Consider the following 21,447-nt stretch of genomic DNA (forward strand, 5'->3'; position numbering starts at 1 on the left):
GCGGGGAGGAGACTCGGGGCATGACAGACGCCCGCGGCCAGCGCATCGTCCTCGTGGTCGCGGTGCTCGCGTCGTTCGTGGCGTTCCTCGACGGATCGATCGTGACGGTCGCGCTGCCGGCCATCGCCGGCGAGCTCGGCGGCGACCTCACGCTGCAGCAGTGGGTCGTCGACGCGTACCTGCTGACGCTCGGCTCGCTGATGCTCGTGGCCGGCTCGCTCAGCGACACCTTCGGGCGCGTCCGGGTGCTGCGCGCCGGGCTCGTCGCCTTCGCCGCCACGAGCGTGCTCGCGGCCCTCGCCCCCGACCCCGGCCTGCTCATCACGGCCCGCGCGCTGCAGGGCGTGGCCGCGGCCCTCCTCGTGCCGAGCAGCCTGGCCCTGATCACCTCGACCTACAGCGGCCCCGAGCAGGGCCGCGCCATCGGCCGCTGGACGGCCTGGACCGGCGTCGCCTTCCTCGTCGGCCCGCTCACCGGCGGCGCCCTCGTCGACACGATCGGCTGGCGCTGGGTCTTCGGGGTGGTGGTGCTGCCGGTGGCGGTGACGCTGGTGCTCATGACGCGCCTCCCCGGCGACGCCCACCGCGGCACGCCCGACGCCCCGGCCCGCGTCGACGTGGTGGGCGCCGTGCTCGCGGCGGTCGGCCTCGCCGGGCCCGTGTTCGCGCTGATCGAGGGGCAGCGCGTCGGCTTCGGCACCTGGTTGGTGCTCGTGCCGCTCGTCGTCGGCCTCGTGGCCCTCGTGGCCTTCGTCGCCTGGGAGCGACGCACGCCGCACCCGATGATGCCGCTCGACCTCTTCCGCACCCGCGAGTTCACCGTCGGCAACCTCGCGACGGTGGGCCTCTATGCAGCGCTCAACCTCGGCACGCTGACCATCCCGCTCGTCGTGCAGGAGCTCGCCGGCCTGTCGGCCACCGTCGCCGGGCTCGTCACCCTGCCGACGACGATCGTGTCGCTGCTCTTCTCCACCCTGTTCGGCACGCTCGCCGCGACGCACGGCCCCCGCCTGTTCATGACGGTCGGGCCGCTGGTCACGGCGAGCGGGTTCCTCTGGATGCTGCTCGTCCGCGACCCGATCGACGTCTGGTGGCAGGTCGTGCCCGGCGTCGTGCTCTTCGGGTTCGGCCTCGCGGTGACGGTGGCGCCGCTGACCTCGGCGGTGCTGTCGCAGGTCTCGCCGGCCCGGTCGGGCATCGCCTCGGCGGTCAACAACGCGATCTCGCGCGTCGCCGGGCTCGTCGCCGTGGCCTTCCTCGGCGTGATCGCGGGAGGCGCGCTGACCGTCGACGGGTTCCACCGCGTCGTCGTCGTGGTCGCGGTGCTGCTCGTGGGGAGCGCCGCCGTGTCGTTCGTCGGCCTGCGGGGGTCGGGGTCGGGGCCGGGATCGGGGTCGAGTGGTCACGAACTGCGTGCTGACCGGGGCGCGAGCAGCAGTTCGTGACCACTCGCGGCGGCGCGCTAGCGTCGTCGGGTGCTCACCACCGACCGTCTCCTGCTGCGCCGCTGGCGCGACGCCGACCGCGCCCCGTTCGCGGCGATGAACGCCGACCCCGTCGTGATGGAGTTCTTCCCCTCGACGCGCACGCCCGCCGAGTCCGACGCGCTGGTGGACCGCATCGAGGCAGGCTTCGAGCGCGACGGCTTCGGCCTCTGGGCGGTGGAGCAGCGAGCTGACGGCGAGTTCGTCGGCTTCGTCGGCCTGTCGCGTCCGTCGTTCGAGGTCGTCGCCGGCGGCCGGGCCCTCGTCGACCCCGTCGAGATCGGCTGGCGCCTCCGTCGCGACTCGTGGGGCCGGGGGCTCGCGACCGAGGCCGCGCGCGAGGTGCTGCGGCACGCGCTCGACCCGGCCGGCGCCGACCTGCCCGGCGTCGTGAGCTTCACGGCGGCGCTCAACCTGCGCTCGCGGGCGTTGATGGAGCGGATCGGCCTGCGGCGCGACCCGGCCGACGACTTCGCGCACCCGGCCCTGCCGCCGGGCCACCGCCTCCGGCCCCACGTCCTCTACCGGGCGGATCGCACCTCGTCGGCCTAGCCCGGCGTCGCCCGGGTCGCGGTCGAGTGGTCACGAACGGCGCCTCGACCGGGGTCGGGGCGACAGTTCGCGACCACTCGGCGGGGCCCGACGGCCGTCAGGCCCGGTCGTGCAGGGTCACGTGGTACCCGTCGGGGTCGGCGAAGGTGAACGTCCGCCCGAACGGCCCGTCGACGGGCGCCGACACGATGCGGTGCCCGTCGACGACGAGCGCGTCGTGGATCTGCTGCACGTCGGTGGCGTGCAGCCACAGCGCGGCGCCGAGCCCCGGCTGCTCGACGGCGTCGAGATCGGTGCCGGGCACGAGGTCGCGCAGCGCGAACGCGATCGGCGTGGTCGTGAAGACCACGGCGTGGGGCGGGCCGGCCGGTGAGCGCACGAGGCCGAGGTACTGCTCGTAGAAGGCCTGGGAGGCGTCGAGGTCGCGGGTCTGCAGTGAGATGAAGTCGGGGCCGGTGACGGGCACGGGGGTCTCCTCGGGAGTGGTGGCTGAATGTCAGGATCCTGACATGGCACAGCCTATGTCAGAATGCTGACATGAGTCCAGACCGAGACGGCATCGACCTCGAGACCTCCCTCGGCTACCTCCTCAAGGAGGCGGCGAGCGCCCTCCGAGCCGCCATGGACGATGCCCTCCGCCCCCTCGGCATGACGATCACGCACTACTCGTGCCTCGAGCTGCTGGCGCAGCGACCGGGCCTGTCGAACTCCGACCTGGCGCGCGGGGCGTTCGTCACCCGGCAGTCCATGAACGTGCTGCTGCAGTCGCTGGAGGCGGCCGGGTCGGTGGACCGACCGCCGGAGGCGCGGGTCGGCCGAGCCCTGCCGGCCCAGCTGACCGAGGAGGGCCGTCGCGACCTCGCCCGGGCCACGGCCGCCGTGCGGGCGGTCGAGCGTCGGATGCTCGACGACCTCACCGTCGCCGAGGAGGACGCCGCCCGTCGGGCGCTGCGCGCCATGGTCGCGTCGCTGCGCGGCGACGCCGCCTGACCCGGGGCCCGCTCACAGGCCGCCGACTCCCCCCGGCCGCACCCCGACCCGCACCGGCGCCCCCGGCGCGCTCGCGAGGCGCAGTGCGTCGTCGAGCTGCTCGAGCGGCACGACGTGCTCGACGAGCTCGGCGAACGGGTAGCGGTGCCGCTGTTCGGAGACGAACGCGACCGCGGCGACGAGGCTCGCGGGCGCGTAGTCGTGCACCCCGGTGAGGGTGAGCAGCCCCCGCTCCACCCTCTCCGGCAGCACCGGCACGGCCGCTCCGGGCGCGACCGGCCCGGCGAGCACGACCACCCCGCCCACGCCGACCGTGTCGACGAGCAGCGCCACGGCGGCGGAGCTACCCGAGGTCTCGAGGGCGACGGTGCGGTGGCGGCCCGAGCGGTCCACCTGCGCGAGCGCGCGGGCGAGGCTCAGCGGGCCCCGCGACTCCCCCGGGTCCGCGACCGCGGCCGCTCCGAAGCGGCACGCGAGCAGCCGCCGGCACTCCGAGGCCTCGACGACCACGACCCGGGCCCCCGCCTGCGTCGCCATCGCCGTCGCCGCGAGCCCGCGCGCCCCGGCCCCCGAGACGACGACCACCTGCCCGCGGAGCACCTCCGCGGCCGCGACCCCGGCCGCCAGGGCCAGCAGCGAGGAGGCGCGGTGCACGGCCTCCGCGGCGGTCGCGACCGCGCACGACGCGGGGGCTAGCACCTCGTCGGGCACCGCGTCGTCGTCGACGACGACGACCGCCGCGCCCCGGCGCACGTGGACGTGGCTGGCGAACCCGCCGCCGAGCTCCCACGAGCGACGGACGGCCGCGTGCCCGTGCCGTTCGAGGCTCGCGCAGGCCTGCGGCAGTCCGCGGTGGCACTCGACGCACCGGCCGCACGACACGACCACCGACCAGACGACGCGCATCCCCGGCAGCAGCCGACGCCCGTCGACCGACCGGGCGTGCGGGTCGGCCTCGACGACGCGCCCGACCTGCTCGTGGCCGAGCACGCACGGGGTCGCGCCCGGCCGCCGCCCGGTCACGGTGTGCACGTCCGAGTCGCAGATCGTCGCGAGGTCGACCCGCACGAGCGCGTCGCCGCGCTGCAGCCGCACCCCCGGCACGGCGACGGCCTGCAGCGGGCGCCCCGGGCCCTGCCAGGTCATCGCGACCGCCGCCTCCGCGAGCACGAGGTCGCGCCCCGGCGGCAGCGTCACGGGCCCGGTCGCGGTGCCGCCCACCCCCCGCGCCCCCGCGCGGGTCGTCGCCCTGTTCGTCATGCCGTGCCGCCCCCGTCGCGCGCCGCGGCTCCGGTGCCCGCGTCGTGCCCCCGACGCTACGGAGCGCCGGTGATCGGAGGGCGTCCGGGAGGTGAACGAGAGGAGGCGCGGTGCCGGTCAGCGGGTCGGCGAGAGCCCCAGCAGCCGGATGACGTCGTCGGCCTCCTGCTCGGGCGTCTGCGTCGCGTCGACGACGATGTGGCGCTCGTCGGCCTGCGGCGGCTCGAGGGTCGCGAGCTGCGAGTCGAGCAGCGAGGCCGGCATGAAGTGCCCGGGGCGCGCGGCCATCCGGCCGCCGATGAGGTCGTTGCTGCCCCGGAGGTAGACGAAGACGACGTCGAGCTCGCGCAGCACGTCGCGGTAGCTGCGCTTGAGCGCCGAGCAGGTGATGACGCCGGGCACGCCCTGCATCGCGTGCTCGATGATCCACGACGAGACGGTGTCGAGCCACGGCGCCCGGTCGTCGTCGTCGAGCGGCACGCCGGCCGCCATCTTCGCGACGTTCTCGTCGGGGTGGAGGTCGTCGCCCTCGGCGTGGTCCCAGCCGAGGCGCTCGGCGACCAGCGCCGCCACGGTCGACTTGCCCGAGCCCGAGACGCCCATCACGACGAGCACGGGGGCGCCCGACCAGCGGCGCGCGGTCTCGGGCACCTGCGCCGCGCCTCCGGCCGGCACGTCGCGGGAGGCGTCGTGGAGCACGGGGCCGGGGGCGGGGGCGGGGGTCGGGGAGGGAGAGGTCATGGTGTCGCGTCCTTCCGAGGACGCTTCTCTGCGACCTCGTCGTCTGGGGAGGGCCCGCGCGCACCGCCCGGCGGGGCGGCGTCGGTCGGCCGGTCGTGGAGGCCGGGGCTGCCGGTCTGCCATCCTGGGAGGACGCGCGGATCTGAATAATCAGATTAATCAGACCCCAGGAGTGTGCCACACGGCGACTCCCCCGGCAAGACGCCCGCGAGGGCTCAGGAAGACCACGATGACGACCGGACTCCCCTCCGCCTCCCGCGACCGCGGGCTCCACGCCCGCGTCGTCGACGCGCTCGGCCAGGACATCGTCGACGGGCGCCTCGCCCCCGGCACGATCCTCAACGTCGAGGCGATGAGCGAGCGGTTCTCGGTGTCGCGGTCGGTGCTGCGCGAGGTGCTCCGCGTGCTCCAGTCGCTCGGGATGGTGGAGCCCCGGCAGCGCACCGGGACCCAGGTGCTGCCCCGCGCCTCCTGGGACCTGATGAGCCCGCAGGTGATCCTCTGGCGCGGCCGCGGCCCCGAGTACTTCACGCAGATGCGCGAGCTGCTCGAGCTGCGGCTCGGGCTCGAGCCGATGGCCGCCCGCCTCGGCGCGCTCACGCCCGACCCGCTGCAGGCCGCCGTCGTGCTGGAGGCCGCCCGCACGATGGTCGAGGCCGACGCCGCCGGCGACGGGCCCCGCTACCTCGAGGCCGACGTCGCCTTCCACACCGCGCTGCTGCGCGGCTCGGGCAACCAGGTGATCGGGCACTTCGCCACGCAGGTCGAGGCCCTGCTGCGGACCCGCGTCGAGGAGGCCCGCGCGACGATCACCGACTGGACGCCGGCCGCCGCCGCCGCGCACCTCGCCCTCGCGGAGGCGCTCGTGGCCGGTGACGCCGACGTGGCGTTCCGCGCCGCGTGGGAGCTGATCTCGGGCACGGTCGACGAGTTCGTCCGTGAGTCGGACGAGGAACTGCACTGACCGCAAGCGTTCACGCGCCGTTCATCGCGGGCGGCCCGGCCCCGGCCTAGCGTCGGCCGGGCAGGGGGCGCGGCGCCGCCGTCGCGACGCACCGGCCGCCCCTCGGAGGGACGACGACGATGGACGTGCTCGTCACGGTCATGCTGGTGATCGTCGTGGCGCTCGTGTTCGACTTCACGAACGGGTTCCACGACACCGCGAACGCCATGGCGACCTCGGTCGCCACCGGGGCGCTGCGACCCAAGGTCGCGGTGCTCATCTCCGCCGTGCTCAACCTCGTCGGGGCGTTCCTCTCGACCGAGGTCGCGAGCACGGTCTCGAACGGGCTCATCCGCGAGGGCGAGGGCGGGGTGCAGGTCACGCCCGTCATGATCTTCGCCGGGCTCGTCGGCGCCGTGCTCTGGAACCTCGCCACCTGGTACCTCGGCCTGCCATCGAGCTCGTCGCACGCGCTCTTCGGCGGCCTGATCGGCGCGGCGGTGATCGGCGCGGGCATCGGCTCGGTCGACTTCGCGGTCGTGCTGTCGAAGGTCGTGCTGCCCGCGATCATCTCGCCGGTCGTCGCGGGGGTGGTCGCGCTCGTCGCGACCTACGTCGCCTACCGCATCACCCGGCAGGCGACCCTCCGCGGGTCGACCGCCGCCTTCCGTCACGGCCAGACCGTGAGCGCCTCGCTGGTGTCGCTCGCGCACGGGACGAACGACGCCCAGAAGACGATGGGCGTGATCACGCTCACCCTCATCGCGGCGGGCTACCAGGGCGCGGGCACCGGCCCGCAGCTCTGGGTGATCGTCGCCTGCGGGCTCGCGATCGCGCTCGGCACCTACCTCGGCGGCTGGCGGATCATGCGGACGGTCGGCAAGCGCATCACCGACGTCAAGGCCCCACAGGGCTTCGCCGCCGAGACCAGCTCGGCGGCCACCATCCTCATCTCGTCGCACCTCGGCTTCGCCCTCTCGACGACGCAGGTGACCTCGGGCTCGATCGTCGGGGCCGGCCTCGGCGCGAAGCTCGCGACCGTGCACTGGGGCGTCGTCGGCAAGATCGCGTCGGCCTGGGTCTTCACGCTGCCCGCGGCCGCGCTCGTCGGCGGGGTCTCCGCCTGGCTGGCCAGCACGAGCACGGCGGGCCTCGTCGTCGTCGCCCTGCTCGCCCTCGGCGGGGGCCTGGCCTTCGCGTTCCTCGCGCGGCGGCACCCCGTCACGCACGAGACCGTCAACGACGGCGACGAGGCTCCCGCGGCTGCCCAGCCGGCCGGCGCCTCCCGCCAGCAGGGAGAGTGACCGTGTTCCTCGGAGTGGACTGGGGCGCCTTCGTGGTCGTCTTCCTCGTCGCCCTCGCGGCGACGGCCGTGATCGTCACGTCGTTCGCGCTGGGCATCCGCGCGTTCGCAGCCGGGGCGGAGGAGCCGGCGGGTGCTGGTGCCGGTGCTGGTGCCGGTGCTGGTGCCGGTGCTGGTGCGGGCTCCGACGGGGCGACGGTTGCCGTGGCCGCGGGCCCGGGCCCGGTCAGCCGCCCGGCCGCGGCCACCGCCGCGGGGCTCGCGTGCTTCGCCGTGGGCGTGGCCGCGGTGCTCTACGGGCTCTGGATGATCGTGCCGCAGTTCCACTGACGACGTCGAGGTGCCCCGTCCTGGGTCCTGCCACACGGTGGCGGCCCAGGGCGGGGCATCTCGGTGCCCGGGCGGCGCCGAGGAGTCGCGGGTCGGGTCGACGACGAGTCGTCACGTCGCGTTCACGCGCGCGTCGCATCGGCGGCGCACCATCGACGCATGATCGCCATGAGCGCCCTCGTCCGGCCCACCGCCGGCATCCGCCCCGTCCGCCAGCTCGAGCAGAGCCTGCGACGGGACTACGAGAGCGTCCCGGTCACGCCCCACCGCTTCCTGGTGCGGTTCGCGGACGGGCCCGTGCTCATCACGGACGAGCTCGGCTCGCTGCGCGTCGACGTGGTCGTCTCGGACGAGCGGAGCGCGCGGCACTTCGAGGACTCCTTCCGCACCGAGATCGCGGTGCGGCTCGAGGAGGGCTCGCTCGACGTGAGCTGGTCGCGCCCCGCGACCGTGCCCCAGCCGCTCCGCTGACGGCCACCGCCGCTGCGCGCGACGGCACGTGGACCCCACTGATCTGGCTCCTGGCACCGCGGAAGGGACGCAGCCTGGACGGGCCGTCGCTCCCGCGGGGCACCTATCGCTGAGATCTCGTCCTCCGAGCCCTGCGGCTCTCCTTCACGAACTTCGCCCCCAGCCCGGCCCCGGTGACGAGGACGGGGCACCCCACGAGGAGGACGACGGACGACGCTCGGGGGTACGCCGACGCGACGGCGACGAGAGCGATCGTGCTCGCCACCACGACGAGCACGTAGGTCAGCCACTGACGCACGAGAGTGCCCCTTCCTCGACGGACCCTAGAAGGGTGCTGTTGAGCGACAGGCGACAGTGGATCCGCCCCTGACGTCGTACCACCAGAGCTTCCGCCCACCACTGCAGATGCCGTTCTTGACCAGGTAGGTCGTCGTGACGCTCACGACGATGCCCACGACGGCGCAGGCGGCCCAGCCGACCCCTGGCAGGAGGCAGATCGCAGCCGCGATCGCAGCACCACCGCCCGAGGCGAGCGCTTGCTGGTCGATGGTGTTGAACCCGACGGCGGTCTTCCCGCCGGAGAAACGTCCTTCGAGGTACGGCGTGAACTCGCGAGGAGCACGCGCCCCGTCCTCCGCCTCCAGCGCGGCGCGGACGTCGGCGGCTCTCGGCAACACGAGTGAACCTGCGTCGACCGTATATCGGTAGTAGCTCAGACCTTCGTCGTGCGCTATCCCCCGTTGTACGGAAGACGCTTCGAGTTGTTCGAGACCCTCAAGGAAGACCTCAGGTTCCAGGTCGTGGGCCGCGGTCGAGGCCGTTCGGTCAGACGCGGCGCCCGTTGCCGGCGTCTCCTCACCGGAAACGCGTTGAGCGGCGTTGACCGGGGTAGCGACGAGCATGGACGACCACAGAGTCGCCGCCGCAGCAGTCGCGATCACGATCTCCAGCACACGGCCTTCGGCATTGATCTTCATGTTTCCTCCTCTGTGCGGCACCATTGCCGCTCGCTCAATATAGCTAGTTGATGTTCTGGATGTACAACATTTCCCGATGAGAGGTCGAGGACATGTCGGCACCGCTGCGCGCTCGACCCGTGCGATGATCTGGGCGACATGACAGCGACAGGCACACCGGCACCGGCACCGGGATCGGCACCGGCACACCGCGACTCGACGACCGACGCGGCTCCGCGGGAGGTGACCCGCGCCTCCCTGGTGGCCGTGTGGGCGGGGCGGGTGCTGGTGCCGCTCACGGCGGCTCTGGTGGTCGCCACCCGGCTGACCCGGCCGTGGTGGGAGCGACAGGGCCTGGACGAGACCGGGTACCCCGCGCACTGGCTGCCGAACGTCACGTTCGCCCTCCTCCTCGCGGTGGGGATCCTGGCCCCGTGGCTCTGCGGCCTGGTGGCGTCGCCCTGGGCTGCTCGGCGGGACGGAGCGGAGATGGTCGTCACGTCGGTGACGGGTCGCCGCCGCTTCACCGTCGCGTCGTGCCGCGTCGTCGACTTCCGCGTCCTCAGCACCCCGTCGACCTCGCACGGCGCCGTCGTCGTGGGGCCGCGCGGCGGGGTCGTCGTCCTGCTGGCCGGGCTCCCCCACGGGGGCAGGCGACGCATCACCGCACTGCTCGGCGATCAGCCGCGCGACGGCCTCGGCCGCGCCGTCCGCGAGCACCTGCTCGGCCTGCCCCTGCTCCTCCTCACCGTCGCGCTGGCGTTCGGGGTCCTCGGCCTCGGCTCCTGGGCCGTCGGCGGCGTCCTCTGAGGCGCGGTCACCGCCGCTGCCCCGCGACCGGCGTCGCGCTCTGCGAAGATCACGTCATGGACCCCTCCGCGCCGGGCGCGCACGCCCGTGCGTCGAGCGGTCGGGGGCCCCTGCGGGAGCGACTGCACCGCGACCCGGGCGACCTCGACGCCCGGGCTGCGCTGGCCGGCCTGCACAGGGCCGCCGGGCACGCCGACCAGGCGGGCCGGTGGGCGCTGCTCGTCCCGGGCACGGCGACCGCAGCAGAGAAGCAGGCGTTCATCGACTGGATCGTGCGGAGCGGTGAGGCTGACCGTGACCGGCTGCTGCGGCTGCTCTTCGTCCCGAGGACGTTCTCGGCCGCCGAGGTCGACCCCGCCGACGTGCTCCCCGGGTTCGTGGACCAGCTGCGCCGCGACGCGTCCACGTACGCCCGGGCGTCGTCGACGAGCATCCGGGGGTGGATCGCCGACACGGCCGTCGGCGTCGCGGCCGTCGTCGTGCTCGGCGCCCTCGTCGGAGGCGCTGCCTCGGCGGCCCACGCGGTCGCGCTGGCCACCGGGTCCGCTGTGCTGGAGTGGGGCATCTGGCCCGACAGCTGGGCCGGGCTGTGGACCGCCACGGGCGTGCTCACCCTGGGCCTGGCGGCGATCGTCACCCTGTGGTCCGCGGCGGCCCTGGCCGCCCGGCTGCCCGAGGTGATCACGGACCGGCGCCGGCGAGCGCGCCGCTCGCCTCGCCGCGACGGCAGCCGCAGCGCCGGCGGCCGCGGCTAGGGTCGGCAGGTGCGCGACGCCGAACCGCGCGACCCCGACCGCGGCGGCCACGACGACGACGCTGGCGGCGGCGGCGTGTGACACCGTGACCCACCCCCGCTAGACGACCTCCCCCGCCCACTGCGTCGCGAGGTCCGGGTAGACGCGGAGCGCCGCGGCCGGCACGACCTCCCAGGTGCGACGGTCCTCCTCCGAGAACCGCATCTCGGCCATGGCGGGGTACTCGCCGGCCAGGCCCCGGGGCCACTGGTCGAACGGGTGGTCGTGGTCGCGCTGAGCCGTCCCCGACGCACAGAGGGCGTCGCGCTGCTCCGACGACAGGGGCCGGAGGACGCCCGCGCCCTCGAGCCACTCGACGACGAGCGCGAGGCTCTCCTCGGCCCGGGCCTCGTCGGCGCCGGTGACCGCCCGCCAGCGGAGCTCGGCCTGGAGGGCCGTCTCCGCCGCGCCGACCGACGCCAGCCACGGCATGGCGAGGGCCGGGGCGAACGGGCCCCGGCCGTTGACGGTCGCGGCCGTGAGCGGGGCGTCGGAGATCTCGACCAGCAGCCGGGCCTCGGCCGTCGCGAACCACTCCGCGACGTCGTCGGCGAGCGCCGGGTACGCGATGGTCGCCCTCCCCGCGGCCACGCTCGCCCGCTGCCGGGGGATCGTGCGGTCGCGGAGCGCGAGCGACGTCCGGTCGAGCCCCAGGTCGGCGGCGAGCTGCTCGACGCGCCCCTTCAGGTCGTCCCGGATCGTCAGGACGGCGAGCAGGTCGGCCCCGATCGGGTCGGGCACGTCCCAGTCGAGCACCGGCGTGCCACGGGGCACGGGGAACGAGTCGGGGCAGCCGATCCGCACGACGAGGTCGGCCGCCCGCACCGGTGCCGCCATCACCTTCGCCGGCACCTGCTCCGTCTCGACGGGAGCCTTGTCCATCCCCATCACGACGACCACCTCCCGCTGCACGAGCGGGCTCACGCGCGCCTCCTGCGGCGAGACGCCCCGGGCCTCGACCATGAACACGGCCCCGTCGAGCACCCGCAGGTACGCCGCCGCCATGACGCTCCGCCCGATGCCCCGAGGGCTCACGACCATCACGCGGGGGATGCGGTCGCCGTCGAGGACGGCAGCGAAGGAGGCGCGGTGCGCGGCGCTGAGGCGAGGTCGCCCCGGTGCGGCGGCGCCCCGGGCAGCGGCGGCGGCGCGCCGACGGACGGCCCGGACGAAGCGGATCTCCCGGGCGTACAGCACCCCGAACGCGACGGAGAACCCGAGGCACAGGAGGGCGCCGACGTACCCGAGGACGACGCGGAACCAGAGCGCCCCCGCGACCGGCCAGCCCGCCGCGAGCTGCGCCCGCTGCTCGACGTCGGGGAAGAGCCAGGCGTCGGTGCTGATCACGGCCACGACGACGGCCATGAGGGGGAAGACGGGGAGGCACCACAGCATCGCGCGCTGCGCCTCGGTCACGACGACTGCCCTGGTGACGTCACGACGACCTGCCCTCCCCCTGCGGCAGGACCCGCGCCTCCCCCCGGACGATCCTGGCGGAGGCGCCCGCCCCGGTCGATCCCGCGTCAGGGGGCCATCCACCGGCGTCACCGGGACGACGCGCTCCGACGAGACCACCGGAGCGGAGGGTCAGCCCCAGATGCGGTCGACGATCGCGCCGAGGAGGTCGTCCGTCGGGTAATTCGACTGGCGCACCGTGACGACGACGCCGTCGCGCACGAGGACGGTCTCGGCGAAGTCCGTGTCGTACTGCTCGTCCGTCGTCGTGAACTGGCACACGGTGCCGCCGAGGCGCTCCGAGCCCGCGGGTCGCGCCAGCCGCAGGTCAGCTGCGTGGCGGCCACCACGGTCTCGGAGGGGTCGGCGCCCGCGGGTGCCGGGCTCGGCTGGAGCTGACCCGTCGGGCCCGTAGAGGAGTCAGGGCCGTTGAGCGGCGTCTCGCCCATCGTCGCGGCGTAGGTGGCCGGGTCGACGATGTCGGTGCAGTCCGTCGGGATCGACGCGACGGCGGGCTCCGCGGGCGTGGCCGACGGCGTGGGGGCGGGGGTCGCCGATGCCGTGCTCGCCACGTCGGTCGCCGTGGGCGTCCCGTCCGGCGAGCCGTCCGCCCCCGTGCCGCACCCGATCACGCCGGGCGTGCCCCGTCCGCGGTCGTGTGTCGACCCTTACCGACGCTCGGTCAACGTGTCCTCGTCGGCGGCGACGTCCTCCTGCACGGCGAACTGCGTCCGGTGCAGCTCCTCGTAGCGGCCGGCGGCGGCCAGCAGCTCCTCGTGCGTCCCGCGCTCGACGATCGAGCCGTCCTCGACCACCAGGATGAGGTCGGCGCTGCGGATCGTGGAGAGGCGGTGGGCGATGACCATCGCCGTCCGCCCCTCGAGCGCCTCGCTGAGCGCGGCCTGCACCGCCGCCTCCGACGTGCTGTCCAGCGCCGCCGTCGCCTCGTCGAGGATGACGACCTGCGGCCGGGCGAGCAGCAGCCTCGCGATGGTCATGCGCTGGCGCTCGCCGCCGGAGAGCCGGTAGCCCCGCTCCCCCACCATCGTGTCGAGCTGGTCGGGCAGCGAGCGGACGAGCGGCTCGAGCCGCGCCCGACGGACGGCGTCCCACACCTCGTCCTCGGTCGCCTCCGGCCTCGCGAGCCGCAGGTTCGACAGGATCGTCTCGTGGAACAGGTGGCCGTCCTGGGTCACCATCCCCAGGGTGTGCCTCAGGGAGGCGAAGGTCACGTCGCGGACGTCGGCCCCGGCCAGGCGCACGGCACCGCCGTCGACGTCGTAGAGGCGCGAGAGCAGCTGGGCGATCGTCGACTTGCCCGCCCCGGAGGTGCCGACGAGGGCGACGGTCTGGCCCGGCTCGATGCGGAACGACACCCCGTGCAGCACCTCGTCGCCGCCCCTCGTGTCGAGCGTGGAGACCTCCTCGAGGGAGGCGAGCGACACCTTGTCGGCGGACGGGTACGCGAAGCGGACGTCGTCGAACTCGACGCTCACCGGGCCCTCGGGCACGGTGGCGGCGTCGGCCTTCTCCCGGATGAGCGGTTCGAGGTCGAGCACCTCGAAGACGCGCTCGAAGCTGACGACCGCGCTCATGATCTCCACCCGCGCGTTCGCGAGGCCGGTCAGCGGCACGTAGAGGCGGGTGAGGAGCAGAGCCAGGGTGACGACCTCGCCGGTGTCGAGCTGGCCGGCGAGCACGAGGGCGCCGCCGAGCCCGTACACGAGCGCGAGGGCCAGGGCGGAGACGAGCGTCAGCGCCGTGACGAAGACGAACTGCAGCAGCGCGGTCCGGACTCCGATGTCACGGACGCGGGCGGCGCGGACCCGGAACTCCGCCGACTCCTCGTCCGGGCGGCCGAACAGCTTGACGAGGGTGGCGCCGGGCGCGGAGAAGCGCTCGGTCATCTGCGTGCTCATCGCGGAGTTGTGGTCGGCGGCCTCGCGACGGAGCGCGGCGAGGCGGCTGCCCATGCGTCGCGCGGGGACCAGGAAGATCGGGAGCATGACCACCGCGAGGACGGTCACGAGCCACGACGTGCTGAGCATCACGATCAGGGTCAGGACGAGTGCCACGACGTTCGTGACGACGCCCGACAGCGTGCCGCTGAAGGCCTGCTGGGCGCCGATCACGTCGTTGTTGAGACGGCTCACGAGGGCGCCCGTCCGGGTGCGGGTGAAGAACGCGATCGGCATCTTCTGCACGTGGTCGAAGACGGCGGTGCGGAGGTCGAGGATCACGCCCTCCCCGATCCGGGCCGAGTACCACCGCGTGACGAGCGAGACGCCGGCGTCGGCGATCGCCACGACCCCGATGAGGACGGCGAGCCGCACGATCGTGGAGACGTCGCCCCGCGCGACGATGACGTCGACCACGCGGCCGGCCAGCACCGGCGTCGCGACCGCGAGGAAGGCCCCGACCACCGAGAGGCTGATGAAGAGCACCAGCTTCGACCGGTAGGGCACCGCGAACGTCATGATGCGCCGGACGGACGCCCGTGAGATGCCGTGCGCGCCGTCGCGGGCTGACGAGATCTTGTAGAGCGAGCTCCAGGCCGCGCCTTCCATGCTCATGGCTGTTCCTTCCATCGGTACCAGGCTCAACCTAGACGGCGGGCGACGCTCGACTCGCAGCCGACGGAGCCAGGTGGAGTCGCGGCCTGATCGAGGCGGGGTTGCACCTGCCGCAGCGTCATGTGGTCTGCTCGGAGCACGTCCCGTTCCGCCCCGCTCCGAGAGGTCCGCCGTGCACTCCCTCCCGACTCCGCCCCGTCACGTCATGATCGGCGACGCTGCGGCGTTCGTCGGCACCACTCCCCGGGCCATCCGCCACTGGCACGAGGTCGGCCTGCTCCCGGAGCGCGAGCGGGGCAGCGACGGCAGACGCCGGTACGGCTACGCCGAGATCATCCGGCTGCTCTGGATCCGACGGATGGCCGACGCCGGGATCGCCCTCGACGACGTCCGCGACGCGTTCACCGAGGCCGCACCGGGCGGGGTCGAGGTCGAGGTCGAGGTCGCGAGCGTCCTCGCCCGGCTGGAGGACAGCCTGGCGGCGCAGGAGGCCGAGCTGCGGCGGAAGCGGGCCGCGGTGCAGCGCATGCGCGCCCGCGGCGACCGCCTGGGGCTGCTCGACGACATCGTCTCCGACCGCCTCCAGGCCGCGCCCGAGGGCTCGCTGCGCCAGGACGACCTCGACACGCTGCTGGTCACCGAGCGCATCTTCGGTCCGCTCGGAGCGGTCGCGCAGGCTGGCCGGTTCCTCACGCTGGCCCTCCACCCCGAGCTGCGCGCCGAGTCCGACCGCGTCGACGCCGCGGAGGAGGCCCTCGACGACACGGTCGCCGTCGACGACCCGCGGGTGGCCCGCGTGGCGGCCGAGCGGCACGCCTTCGAGACCACGCTCATGCGGGTCATCGAGGAGTCCGGTCAGCTGGAGGAGGACGACGCCATCTTCGACGCCTGGGAGGAACTGCACCCACAGGGGGGCGCGGACGTGGCGCCCGACCGGGTCGGGAGCTCGCAGGGCAGGAGCGCGGCGGAGATCATCCGGAGCCTGCCCTCCGACTTCTCTCCGGCCCGCCTGCGCTGCAGCGAGCTGGCGGTGCAGCTGGGGGCGTCCGCGGCGGCCTCGGCGCCCTGAGCCAGGCATGCGTCGGGGTCTGCTGAGGCCGGACCGCCCGTGCAGACCCGTCAGGGGGACCACGCCAGGGCCTCCCTCCCGCGGCGCGTCCGGTGTTCCGTGGACGACAGGACCGCGACGCGTGGCCCTCCACGACACGACGGACAGGAGAACCACCATGGCCGACCAGCCGATCCAGATCGGGGGCGGGCGCCGCACGTTCGGGGACTTCGCCCCCAAGCTCGCCGCCCTCACCGACGACGTCCTCTTCGAGGACGTCTGGAACCGCCCCGAGCTCTCCGCCCGGGATCGCAGCCTCGTCACCGTCGCCGTCCTCGCCGCCGGCGGGCACACGGGGCAGCTCGACTTCCACCTGGGCCGCGCCGTCGAGAACGGCGTCACCCGGGTGGAGCTGATCGAGGCGATCACCCACGTGACCCTCTACGCCGGCTGGCCGAACGGCATGGCCGCGATGGGCGTCGCGAAGGAGCACTTCACCACCGACGACCAGGAGTCAGCATGAACATCGAACCCGTCGCCCCCACGACCAAGAACCCGCCCGAGCAGTTCGCCGGCGACGTCTGGCTCGACCCGATCGCGATGCCGCACGAGGACGGCCAGCACATGGTCGTCGCCACCGTGCGGTTCGCACCCGGCGCCCGCACCGCCTGGCACTCGCACGAGAAGGGCCAGTACCTCCGCGTCACCGCCGGCGTCGGCCGCTTCGGCACCCGCGATGGGCACGTCATCGACGTCCACCCCGGGCAGACGATCTACACCCCGCCCGGCCAGGAGCACTTCCACGCCGCGGCCCCCGGGGTGTTCATGGAGCACCTCGCGATGCTCGAGAACGGCGACGACCCCTCCGCCACCACCACGTGGCTCGAGCACGTCACCGACGCCCAGTTCACCGGTGAGCCGGAGGACCGCGCCTCGAACCAGCGCCGGGGCTGAGGGAAGCGATGCCCCGGGAGGTCGTCGAGGTGCTCCGTCAGCCGGTCGTCACACGGGCAGTCGACTCCAGGACGAACTCGAGCGTCTGCGCCTGACGGGCCGGGGGCCACCGCTCAGGGTCTCCGGCGGCCAGGCTGGAGACTCCCTCGACGGCGGCGACGAGAGCTGCGGCTCGGACGCTCGCGTCGCCGCGATCGCCGCGATCGCCCTGGTCACCGGCCTCGAGCAGACGTGTCAGGCGGTCGACGAAGGCCCTGCTGTTGAGAGCGTGCCGCTCCTCGAGGACGGGATCGCCGAGCGCCGCCGCCAGGAAGCCGACCCAGACCCGCGCCTCCGCGAGCCGTTCGTGGTCCGTGGGAAGGGCTCCCAGCACCACCGCACGGACGGCGGCGACCGGATCACCGGCCGCGGCCTCGAGCGCGTCGGACCGCACGCGGGTGCGGTCGTGCAGCACCTCTCGGGCGTGGAGGAGCAGAGCCCGCTTGTCCCGGAAGGTGTGCAGCACGAGACCCGTCGTGCACCCGGCGCGCTCGGCAACCGCCCGGAGGGTCAGCCCCGCCGGCCCACGGTCGGCGAGGGTCGTGAAGACGGCCTCGGAGAGGCGCTGCTGGACGCCCGACACATCTCGTGTTCTGCTCATCGCCTGATCGTAACGCCTGTTACGGTAACGAGCGTCACGAAAGGACGACCATGAGCTGGACCATCACGCGGACACCCTTCGACCACCCGGACGCCGACGGCCTCCGTCGAGCCCAGCGGGTCGAGCTCGACGCCCGCTACGGCAGCGACGACCACGAACCCGGCACGCCGCCGTCGGCGACCGACGTCCCGGTGTTCCTCGTCGCGCGGGCGGACGACGGTCGCCCGATCGCGTGCGGAGGACTGCGGCCCCTGGCCGACACGGTGGTGGGACCAGCCACCGTCGAGGTGAAACGGATGTACGTCGTGCCCGACGCGCGGGGGTCGGGCGTGGCCTCCGGGCTCTTGCGGGCCCTCGAGGACGCCGCTCGCGAGCTGGGCACGCGACAGGTCGCACTCGAGACGGGCACGCTCCAGCCGGACGCGATCCGTTTCTACGAGCGAGAGGGCTACTCGCGCATCCCCCTGTTCGGTGCCTACGTCGGATCACCCGAGTCGGTCTGCTTCGCGCGGGACCTCTGAGCCTCCCCGCCGACCGACTCGCGGTCAGGTCAGGCCGGGGTCGACCTCAGCAGCCGGGTCACCGCGATCATCGCTCCGCCCACCACGGCGGGGATGCCGCCGCCGGGGTGCACCGACGCGCCGACCCGCCACAGCCAGGGCCGCCACGGGTCGTTGTACGACGGGCGGTGGAACGGACCGCTCAGCCACGGCGGTCGCGCGGCTCCGTAGAGCGCGCCGTGCGGCTCGCCGCCTGCGCCGTAGTACTGCGGATCGAGCACCAGCTGCTCGTCGAGGAGGTCGGTGAGGGGCCCGTCGAGCCCCATCGCCGCGGAGACCCGGTCGACCTCGCGCCGCACGAAGGGGTGCTCGGCCGTGTAGCGACCGCCGTCGGCGGGCGCGGTGAGCAGGATGCCGACGGTGCTGCGCGGGTTGGGGTAGACCTCACCCGCGCGGTACTGGTTGACGAAGACCATGGTGTCGGCGGGCTCGTCGCCCGCCTCGAGGCTGCGGTGGAGCGCCGCGGGCTTCGTCGGCAGGACCACGCCGTGCGTCGGGAAGTCCGCCGGCAGCTCCTCCCGCAGCACGCCGTACACCGCGACGGCGGAGCAGGAGAGGGCACGGGGGCGCAGACGGGGCAGCGTCGGCAGGCGGGACGGGCCGGTCAGCGTCGCGAGCCGGTCGGCGTCCAGGGCACTGACGACGAGGTCGGCGGCGTGGTGCCCGAGCTCCGTGGTGACGGATCCGCGCTCGATGCGGGTGACGGCCTCGCCGGTGCGCACCTCGACCCCGGCCGCCTCCGCCAGCCGGCCCAGCGCCAGGACGACCTCGTAGACGCCGCCTCGCGGCACCCAGGCCCCGGTCTCGGCCATGATCGCCGGCATGCTCGCGTACAGGGCGGGGGTGCGCGAGGGCGAGACGCCCGCGTTGAGGGTGTGGATCGCGATGATCTCGCGCAGCCCGTCCGGCAGCCACGGCAGGCCGTCGAGGTAGGCGCGGGTGGTGAGGCGCGAGCCGTAGACGGCCAGCAGCCGGCGCAGGGCCGGCAGGGCAGCGCGGTCGAGCGGGTCGGAGAGCAGCAGCTCGGTCACGTCGTCGGCGAGGGGCGCGTGCAGGTCGGAGAAGCGTCGCCAAGCGGGGTACCACGGGTGCCCGGGCGCGACCGGCAACGAGGTCTCCTCGCCGTCGTAGTAGTAGCGCCCCACCTCAGGCATGCGCACGAGGTCGAGGTGCCCGGCGTCACGAGCGCTGTCGGGAGCGCGCCCGCCGTCGCCGAGCCGCCGCAGCAGCTCGTCCCACACGGCGGGGAAGGTCACCAGCGACGGGCCGGTGTCGATGCGGTCCTCCCCCAGCTGGATCCGACGGCTCTTGCCGCCGAGCTCGGCCGAGGCCTCGAGCAGGGTGACGCGGTGCCCCGCGTGGGCGAGCAGCGCGGCGGCGGTGAGCCCGCCGATCCCGCCGCCGACGACGACCACGCGGCTCACGGCCGGCCCACCAGCACGATGGAGACCAGCAGCAGCACCCCGGCGAACGACCCCGCGATGTACGGGAACGCGACCGACAGTCGGTACAGGCGGTGGCCGGTCTCCGGCGACGGGTCGCGCAGCAGGCGCCCGACGAGGACGCCGGCGATCAGGAGGTTCAGGGCAGCCACCGGCACGCTCACCACGGCGAAGAGCGCCGTGGAGACGACCCACCAGGCCCCGCTCCACAGGGCCGTCCCGCGGGCGCCGAGCCGCACGGCGGTCGTGGTGATGCCGGCGTCGCGGTCCTCCACGATGTCCTGGACGGCGTCGAAGGCGTGCTTGGCCACGCTCCAGGCCATCAGGCCGAGGGCGGCGGGCCAGACCGGCGTCACCGAGAGGGCCGCGGGCACGATGACGAGCGGCAGCGCGTAGGCCGCGTTGCTCAGCGAGTCGAGGAAGGGCCGCGCCTTGAAGCGCAGCGGCGGTGCGGAGTAGAAGACGAACACGCCGACGTAGAGCAGGATCGCGGCGATCGCGAGCGGCGGCAGCGTGACGGCGAACCAGACGAGGAAGGGCACGTTCGTGACCGCGACGGCCCAGGCGATGAGCCGCACCTCGGACTGCTCGATCTTGGCGCCCTCGATCGAGCCCTTGCGGGGATTGGCCGCGTCGGTGTCCTGGTCGTAGATGTCGTTGACGCCGTAGATGAGCAGGTTGAACGGCAGGGTGAGCCACAGGATGACCGGCAGCGCCCGCAGGTCGAAGAGCGCACCGGTGAGCCACACGGCGACGAGACCCGACCCGACGGTGTTGATCCACAGCACCGGGCGTGAGATCAGCACGAGGCGGCGCACGGTCGCAGCCCTCTCCGACGGCGCGACGCGCGACATCCGCTCAGCACCGTCAGTCACGAGACCGACCGTACGCCGCCCGCCGCGCTGCGGGCCCACGGCTCGCGGGCCCAGACTGGGCGGATGCGCATCATGCTGCTCACCGCCGGCACCCGGGGCGACGTCGAGCCCTTCGTCGCGCTGGGCCGACACGCCACGAGTCGCGGCCACGACGTCCGGCTGGCCCTGCCCGACGACGCGGGCGCGCCCGAGGGAGTGGGCACCGTGCCCCTCGGCCTGGACGCGCGGCGCGTGCTCTCCCCCGCCGGTCGTGCCCCGTGGGCCCTCGCGCGTCACGCCCTCGCCGAGGTGCGGCCCGCGATGCGGCGCATGCTCGCGGCCGCGGTGCGCGAGACGGTCGCGTTCGACCCCGACGTGGTGGTGCACCACCCGCTCGTCCTGACCGCGCCGATGGTGGCGGACGCGCTGGGCGTGCCGCGCGTGCTCGTGGAGTTCGCGCCGGTGGCCACCCCCAGCGCGCGCTTCCCCGCCGCCGGCGGACCCACCGCCACCCGCGACCTCGGCGCCCACAACCGGTCCACCTACGCCGTGCCGCGCGCCGCCGCCCGCCTCTTCGACGGCGACGTGGCGCGCGCCGCCGCCGAGCTGCCGGGCGGGCGGCGCCCGTCCTGGCGCTCCCCGTCGCGCGCGACGCTGATGGCCGTGAGCCCGGTGCTGCTCCCGCGGCCGGACGACTGGCCGGAGCAGGTGCACCAGACGGGGGCCTGGCACGAGGAGGCGCCGGCCGCGTCGTGCGGACCGGTCGTCACCGACTTCCTGGCCGCCGGGCCCGTCGTCGTCGCCTCGTTCGGCTCCATGGCGACGGGCGACGCCTCGGCCCGCGGCGCGGCGGTCGTCGCGGCCGCCCGCTCCCACGGCCTGCGGGTGCTGCTCGTCACCGGGTGGGGCGGGCTCGCGCTGCCGCCGGAGCACCGCGGCCCCGACGTGCTGGCGGTGCCGTCGGTGCCCTTCGACGCCGTGCTGCCCCACGCCGTGCTGGCAGTGCACCACGGCGGGGCCGGCACGTCCCACGCCGTCGCGCGGGCCGGCGTGCCCGCCGTGGTCGTGCCGGTCACGGCCGACCAGCCGTTCTGGGCAGCCCAGCTGCACCGACAGGGGGTGGCGGCCGCGGCCGTCCCGCTGCGCCGCCTGACGGCCGGTGCCCTCGCGCCCGCGATGAGCGACGCCCTGACCCGTCGCGGGCGGGCCGCCGAGGTGGGCCGCCTCATGCGTCGAGAGCACGGCGTGCAGCGGGCGCTCGACGTGCTCGAGTCCCTCTGACGCGAA

25 protein-coding genes are annotated in these 21,447 nt (G+C 74.4%); 14 read left to right on the plus strand and 11 right to left on the minus strand.

Features of this window, described 5'->3' with window-relative positions; all coding sequences use genetic code 11:
• Positions 1–20 precede the first annotated feature (20 nt).
• Positions 21–1,445 (plus strand): MFS transporter, encoded by a 1,425-nt coding sequence (locus IFT72_RS06980; RefSeq protein ID WP_192045993.1) that lies wholly within the window; start codon positions 21–23, stop codon positions 1,443–1,445.
• Between the two features lie 30 nt (positions 1,446–1,475).
• Positions 1,476–2,036, plus strand: a complete 561-nt coding sequence (locus IFT72_RS06985) for a GNAT family N-acetyltransferase (protein WP_192045994.1) — start codon at positions 1,476–1,478, stop codon at positions 2,034–2,036.
• Between the two features lie 97 nt (positions 2,037–2,133).
• On the opposite strand, the gene IFT72_RS06990 is transcribed toward IFT72_RS06985, so the two are convergent.
• Positions 2,134–2,502 carry a VOC family protein gene (locus IFT72_RS06990; RefSeq protein ID WP_056056338.1) on the minus strand — a complete coding sequence of 123 codons (369 nt, stop codon included), beginning with the start codon at positions 2,500–2,502 and terminating at the stop codon, positions 2,134–2,136.
• Positions 2,503–2,573: 71 nt separating this feature from the next.
• On the opposite strand from IFT72_RS06990, the gene IFT72_RS06995 reads away from it, so the two are divergent.
• Positions 2,574–3,026, plus strand: coding sequence for a MarR family winged helix-turn-helix transcriptional regulator (locus IFT72_RS06995; RefSeq protein ID WP_192045995.1), 453 nt, complete (start codon positions 2,574–2,576; stop codon positions 3,024–3,026).
• A 12-nt stretch (positions 3,027–3,038) separates the two neighbouring features.
• Here IFT72_RS06995 and IFT72_RS07000 read toward each other — a convergent pair whose 3' ends face one another.
• Entirely contained in the window at positions 3,039–4,286 is a 1,248-nt protein-coding gene (locus IFT72_RS07000; protein WP_244634306.1) for an alcohol dehydrogenase catalytic domain-containing protein, read from the minus strand.
• 117 nt (positions 4,287–4,403) lie between these two features.
• Positions 4,404–4,889 carry a gluconokinase gene (locus IFT72_RS07005; RefSeq protein WP_235491316.1) on the minus strand — a complete coding sequence of 162 codons (486 nt, stop codon included), beginning with the start codon at positions 4,887–4,889 and terminating at the stop codon, positions 4,404–4,406.
• Positions 4,890–5,256: 367 nt separating this feature from the next.
• Between IFT72_RS07005 and IFT72_RS07010 the strand changes: the two genes are divergently transcribed.
• The 4 genes from IFT72_RS07010 (at position 5,257) to IFT72_RS07025 (ending at position 8,074) form a co-directional block, all read left to right on the plus strand.
• Positions 5,257–5,991 (plus strand): FadR/GntR family transcriptional regulator, encoded by a 735-nt coding sequence (locus IFT72_RS07010; RefSeq protein ID WP_056056344.1) that lies wholly within the window; start codon positions 5,257–5,259, stop codon positions 5,989–5,991.
• Positions 5,992–6,110: 119 nt separating this feature from the next.
• Entirely contained in the window at positions 6,111–7,274 is a 1,164-nt protein-coding gene (locus tag IFT72_RS07015; RefSeq protein WP_056056346.1) for an inorganic phosphate transporter, read from the plus strand.
• A complete protein-coding gene (locus IFT72_RS07020) occupies positions 7,271–7,603 on the plus strand; it encodes a hypothetical protein (protein ID WP_192045997.1) in 333 nt (110 codons plus the stop codon). Before IFT72_RS07015 ends, IFT72_RS07020 begins: the two co-directional genes overlap by 4 nt.
• Positions 7,604–7,762: 159 nt before the next feature.
• Positions 7,763–8,074, plus strand: a complete 312-nt coding sequence (locus IFT72_RS07025) for a hypothetical protein (RefSeq protein ID WP_192045998.1) — start codon at positions 7,763–7,765, stop codon at positions 8,072–8,074.
• Positions 8,075–8,177: 103 nt separating this feature from the next.
• Here the strand turns inward: IFT72_RS07025 and IFT72_RS07030 are convergent, their stop codons facing one another.
• Both IFT72_RS07030 and IFT72_RS07035 read right to left on the minus strand, forming a co-directional pair.
• Positions 8,178–8,372: a hypothetical protein gene (locus IFT72_RS07030; protein WP_192045999.1), complete on the minus strand. Its 195-nt coding sequence runs from the start codon at positions 8,370–8,372 to the stop codon at positions 8,178–8,180.
• Positions 8,373–8,397: 25 nt separating this feature from the next.
• The gene (locus IFT72_RS07035; RefSeq protein ID WP_192046000.1) at positions 8,398–9,051 is read right to left on the minus strand and encodes a hypothetical protein; all 654 of its coding nucleotides are present in this window, start codon (positions 9,049–9,051) and stop codon (positions 8,398–8,400) included.
• A 222-nt stretch (positions 9,052–9,273) separates the two neighbouring features.
• On the opposite strand from IFT72_RS07035, the gene IFT72_RS07040 reads away from it, so the two are divergent.
• Entirely contained in the window at positions 9,274–9,840 is a 567-nt protein-coding gene (locus IFT72_RS07040) for a hypothetical protein (protein ID WP_185233053.1), read from the plus strand.
• Between the two features lie 56 nt (positions 9,841–9,896).
• Positions 9,897–10,595, plus strand: a complete 699-nt coding sequence (locus IFT72_RS07045; protein WP_192046001.1) for a DUF6584 family protein — start codon at positions 9,897–9,899, stop codon at positions 10,593–10,595.
• A 99-nt stretch (positions 10,596–10,694) separates the two neighbouring features.
• Here IFT72_RS07045 and IFT72_RS07050 read toward each other — a convergent pair whose 3' ends face one another.
• The 3 genes from IFT72_RS07050 to IFT72_RS07060 all read right to left on the minus strand — a co-directional run bounded on the left by IFT72_RS07050 (position 10,695) and on the right by IFT72_RS07060 (position 14,662).
• A complete protein-coding gene (locus tag IFT72_RS07050; protein WP_192046002.1) occupies positions 10,695–12,050 on the minus strand; it encodes a hypothetical protein in 1,356 nt (451 codons plus the stop codon).
• A gap of 171 nt (positions 12,051–12,221) precedes the next feature.
• Positions 12,222–12,371, minus strand: a complete 150-nt coding sequence (locus tag IFT72_RS07055) for a hypothetical protein (protein WP_192046003.1) — start codon at positions 12,369–12,371, stop codon at positions 12,222–12,224.
• A gap of 386 nt (positions 12,372–12,757) precedes the next feature.
• Positions 12,758–14,662 carry an ABC transporter ATP-binding protein gene (locus tag IFT72_RS07060; protein WP_192046004.1) on the minus strand — a complete coding sequence of 635 codons (1,905 nt, stop codon included), beginning with the start codon at positions 14,660–14,662 and terminating at the stop codon, positions 12,758–12,760.
• Between the two features lie 205 nt (positions 14,663–14,867).
• Here IFT72_RS07060 and IFT72_RS07065 point away from each other — a divergent pair, with 205 nt between their 5' ends.
• From IFT72_RS07065 to IFT72_RS07075, 3 genes are all read left to right on the plus strand, one after another.
• Positions 14,868–15,731, plus strand: coding sequence for a MerR family transcriptional regulator (locus IFT72_RS07065; RefSeq protein WP_192046005.1), 864 nt, complete (start codon positions 14,868–14,870; stop codon positions 15,729–15,731).
• A gap of 157 nt (positions 15,732–15,888) precedes the next feature.
• The gene (locus IFT72_RS07070) at positions 15,889–16,233 is read left to right on the plus strand and encodes a carboxymuconolactone decarboxylase family protein (RefSeq protein ID WP_185233063.1); all 345 of its coding nucleotides are present in this window, start codon (positions 15,889–15,891) and stop codon (positions 16,231–16,233) included.
• A complete protein-coding gene (locus IFT72_RS07075; protein WP_185233065.1) occupies positions 16,230–16,664 on the plus strand; it encodes a cupin domain-containing protein in 435 nt (144 codons plus the stop codon). Before IFT72_RS07070 ends, IFT72_RS07075 begins: the two co-directional genes overlap by 4 nt.
• A 37-nt stretch (positions 16,665–16,701) precedes the next feature.
• Here the strand turns inward: IFT72_RS07075 and IFT72_RS07080 are convergent, their stop codons facing one another.
• A complete protein-coding gene (locus IFT72_RS07080; protein WP_192046006.1) occupies positions 16,702–17,304 on the minus strand; it encodes a TetR/AcrR family transcriptional regulator in 603 nt (200 codons plus the stop codon).
• A 50-nt stretch (positions 17,305–17,354) separates the two neighbouring features.
• On the opposite strand from IFT72_RS07080, the gene IFT72_RS07085 reads away from it, so the two are divergent.
• The gene (locus IFT72_RS07085; protein ID WP_185233069.1) at positions 17,355–17,825 is read left to right on the plus strand and encodes a GNAT family N-acetyltransferase; all 471 of its coding nucleotides are present in this window, start codon (positions 17,355–17,357) and stop codon (positions 17,823–17,825) included.
• A 29-nt stretch (positions 17,826–17,854) separates the two neighbouring features.
• Here IFT72_RS07085 and IFT72_RS07090 read toward each other — a convergent pair whose 3' ends face one another.
• Both IFT72_RS07090 and IFT72_RS07095 read right to left on the minus strand, forming a co-directional pair.
• Positions 17,855–19,288 (minus strand): FAD-dependent oxidoreductase, encoded by a 1,434-nt coding sequence (locus tag IFT72_RS07090; protein WP_192046007.1) that lies wholly within the window; start codon positions 19,286–19,288, stop codon positions 17,855–17,857.
• A complete protein-coding gene (locus IFT72_RS07095; protein WP_371741210.1) occupies positions 19,285–20,181 on the minus strand; it encodes a UbiA family prenyltransferase in 897 nt (298 codons plus the stop codon). Before IFT72_RS07095 ends, IFT72_RS07090 begins: the two co-directional genes overlap by 4 nt.
• Before the next feature lie 63 nt (positions 20,182–20,244).
• Between IFT72_RS07095 and IFT72_RS07100 the strand changes: the two genes are divergently transcribed.
• Complete coding sequence (locus tag IFT72_RS07100; RefSeq protein WP_192046008.1) at positions 20,245–21,441, plus strand: glycosyltransferase; 1,197 nt, start codon at positions 20,245–20,247, stop codon at positions 21,439–21,441.
• The last annotated feature ends 6 nt before the right edge of the window (positions 21,442–21,447 follow it).

The organism is Frigoribacterium sp. CFBP 8754 (genome assembly GCF_014841815.1).
GTDB classification, from domain to species: Bacteria; Actinomycetota; Actinomycetes; order Actinomycetales; family Microbacteriaceae; genus Frigoribacterium; species Frigoribacterium endophyticum.

Excerpts from the sequence above, each read along its gene's own strand:
- IFT72_RS06995 (WP_192045995.1), top strand. The coding sequence starts at position 2,574 with ATGAGTCCAGACCGAGACGGCATCGACCTCGAGACCTCCCTCGGCTAC.
- IFT72_RS06980 (WP_192045993.1), top strand. The coding sequence starts at position 21 with ATGACAGACGCCCGCGGCCAGCGCATCGTCCTCGTGGTCGCGGTGCTC.
- IFT72_RS07060 (WP_192046004.1), bottom strand. The coding sequence starts at position 14,662 with ATGAGCATGGAAGGCGCGGCCTGGAGCTCGCTCTACAAGATCTCGTCA.
- IFT72_RS07045 (WP_192046001.1), top strand. The coding sequence starts at position 9,897 with ATGGACCCCTCCGCGCCGGGCGCGCACGCCCGTGCGTCGAGCGGTCGG.
- IFT72_RS07000 (WP_244634306.1), bottom strand. The coding sequence starts at position 4,286 with ATGACGAACAGGGCGACGACCCGCGCGGGGGCGCGGGGGGTGGGCGGC.
- IFT72_RS07080 (WP_192046006.1), bottom strand. The coding sequence starts at position 17,304 with ATGAGCAGAACACGAGATGTGTCGGGCGTCCAGCAGCGCCTCTCCGAG.
- IFT72_RS07085 (WP_185233069.1), top strand. The coding sequence starts at position 17,355 with ATGAGCTGGACCATCACGCGGACACCCTTCGACCACCCGGACGCCGAC.
- IFT72_RS07025 (WP_192045998.1), top strand. The coding sequence starts at position 7,763 with ATGATCGCCATGAGCGCCCTCGTCCGGCCCACCGCCGGCATCCGCCCC.
- IFT72_RS07035 (WP_192046000.1), bottom strand. The coding sequence starts at position 9,051 with ATGAAGATCAATGCCGAAGGCCGTGTGCTGGAGATCGTGATCGCGACT.
- IFT72_RS07075 (WP_185233065.1), top strand. The coding sequence starts at position 16,230 with ATGAACATCGAACCCGTCGCCCCCACGACCAAGAACCCGCCCGAGCAG.
- IFT72_RS07070 (WP_185233063.1), top strand. The coding sequence starts at position 15,889 with ATGGCCGACCAGCCGATCCAGATCGGGGGCGGGCGCCGCACGTTCGGG.
- IFT72_RS07015 (WP_056056346.1), top strand. The coding sequence starts at position 6,111 with ATGGACGTGCTCGTCACGGTCATGCTGGTGATCGTCGTGGCGCTCGTG.
- IFT72_RS07100 (WP_192046008.1), top strand. The coding sequence starts at position 20,245 with ATGCGCATCATGCTGCTCACCGCCGGCACCCGGGGCGACGTCGAGCCC.
- IFT72_RS07010 (WP_056056344.1), top strand. The coding sequence starts at position 5,257 with ATGACGACCGGACTCCCCTCCGCCTCCCGCGACCGCGGGCTCCACGCC.
- IFT72_RS07005 (WP_235491316.1), bottom strand. The coding sequence starts at position 4,889 with ATGGGCGTCTCGGGCTCGGGCAAGTCGACCGTGGCGGCGCTGGTCGCC.
- IFT72_RS07065 (WP_192046005.1), top strand. The coding sequence starts at position 14,868 with ATGATCGGCGACGCTGCGGCGTTCGTCGGCACCACTCCCCGGGCCATC.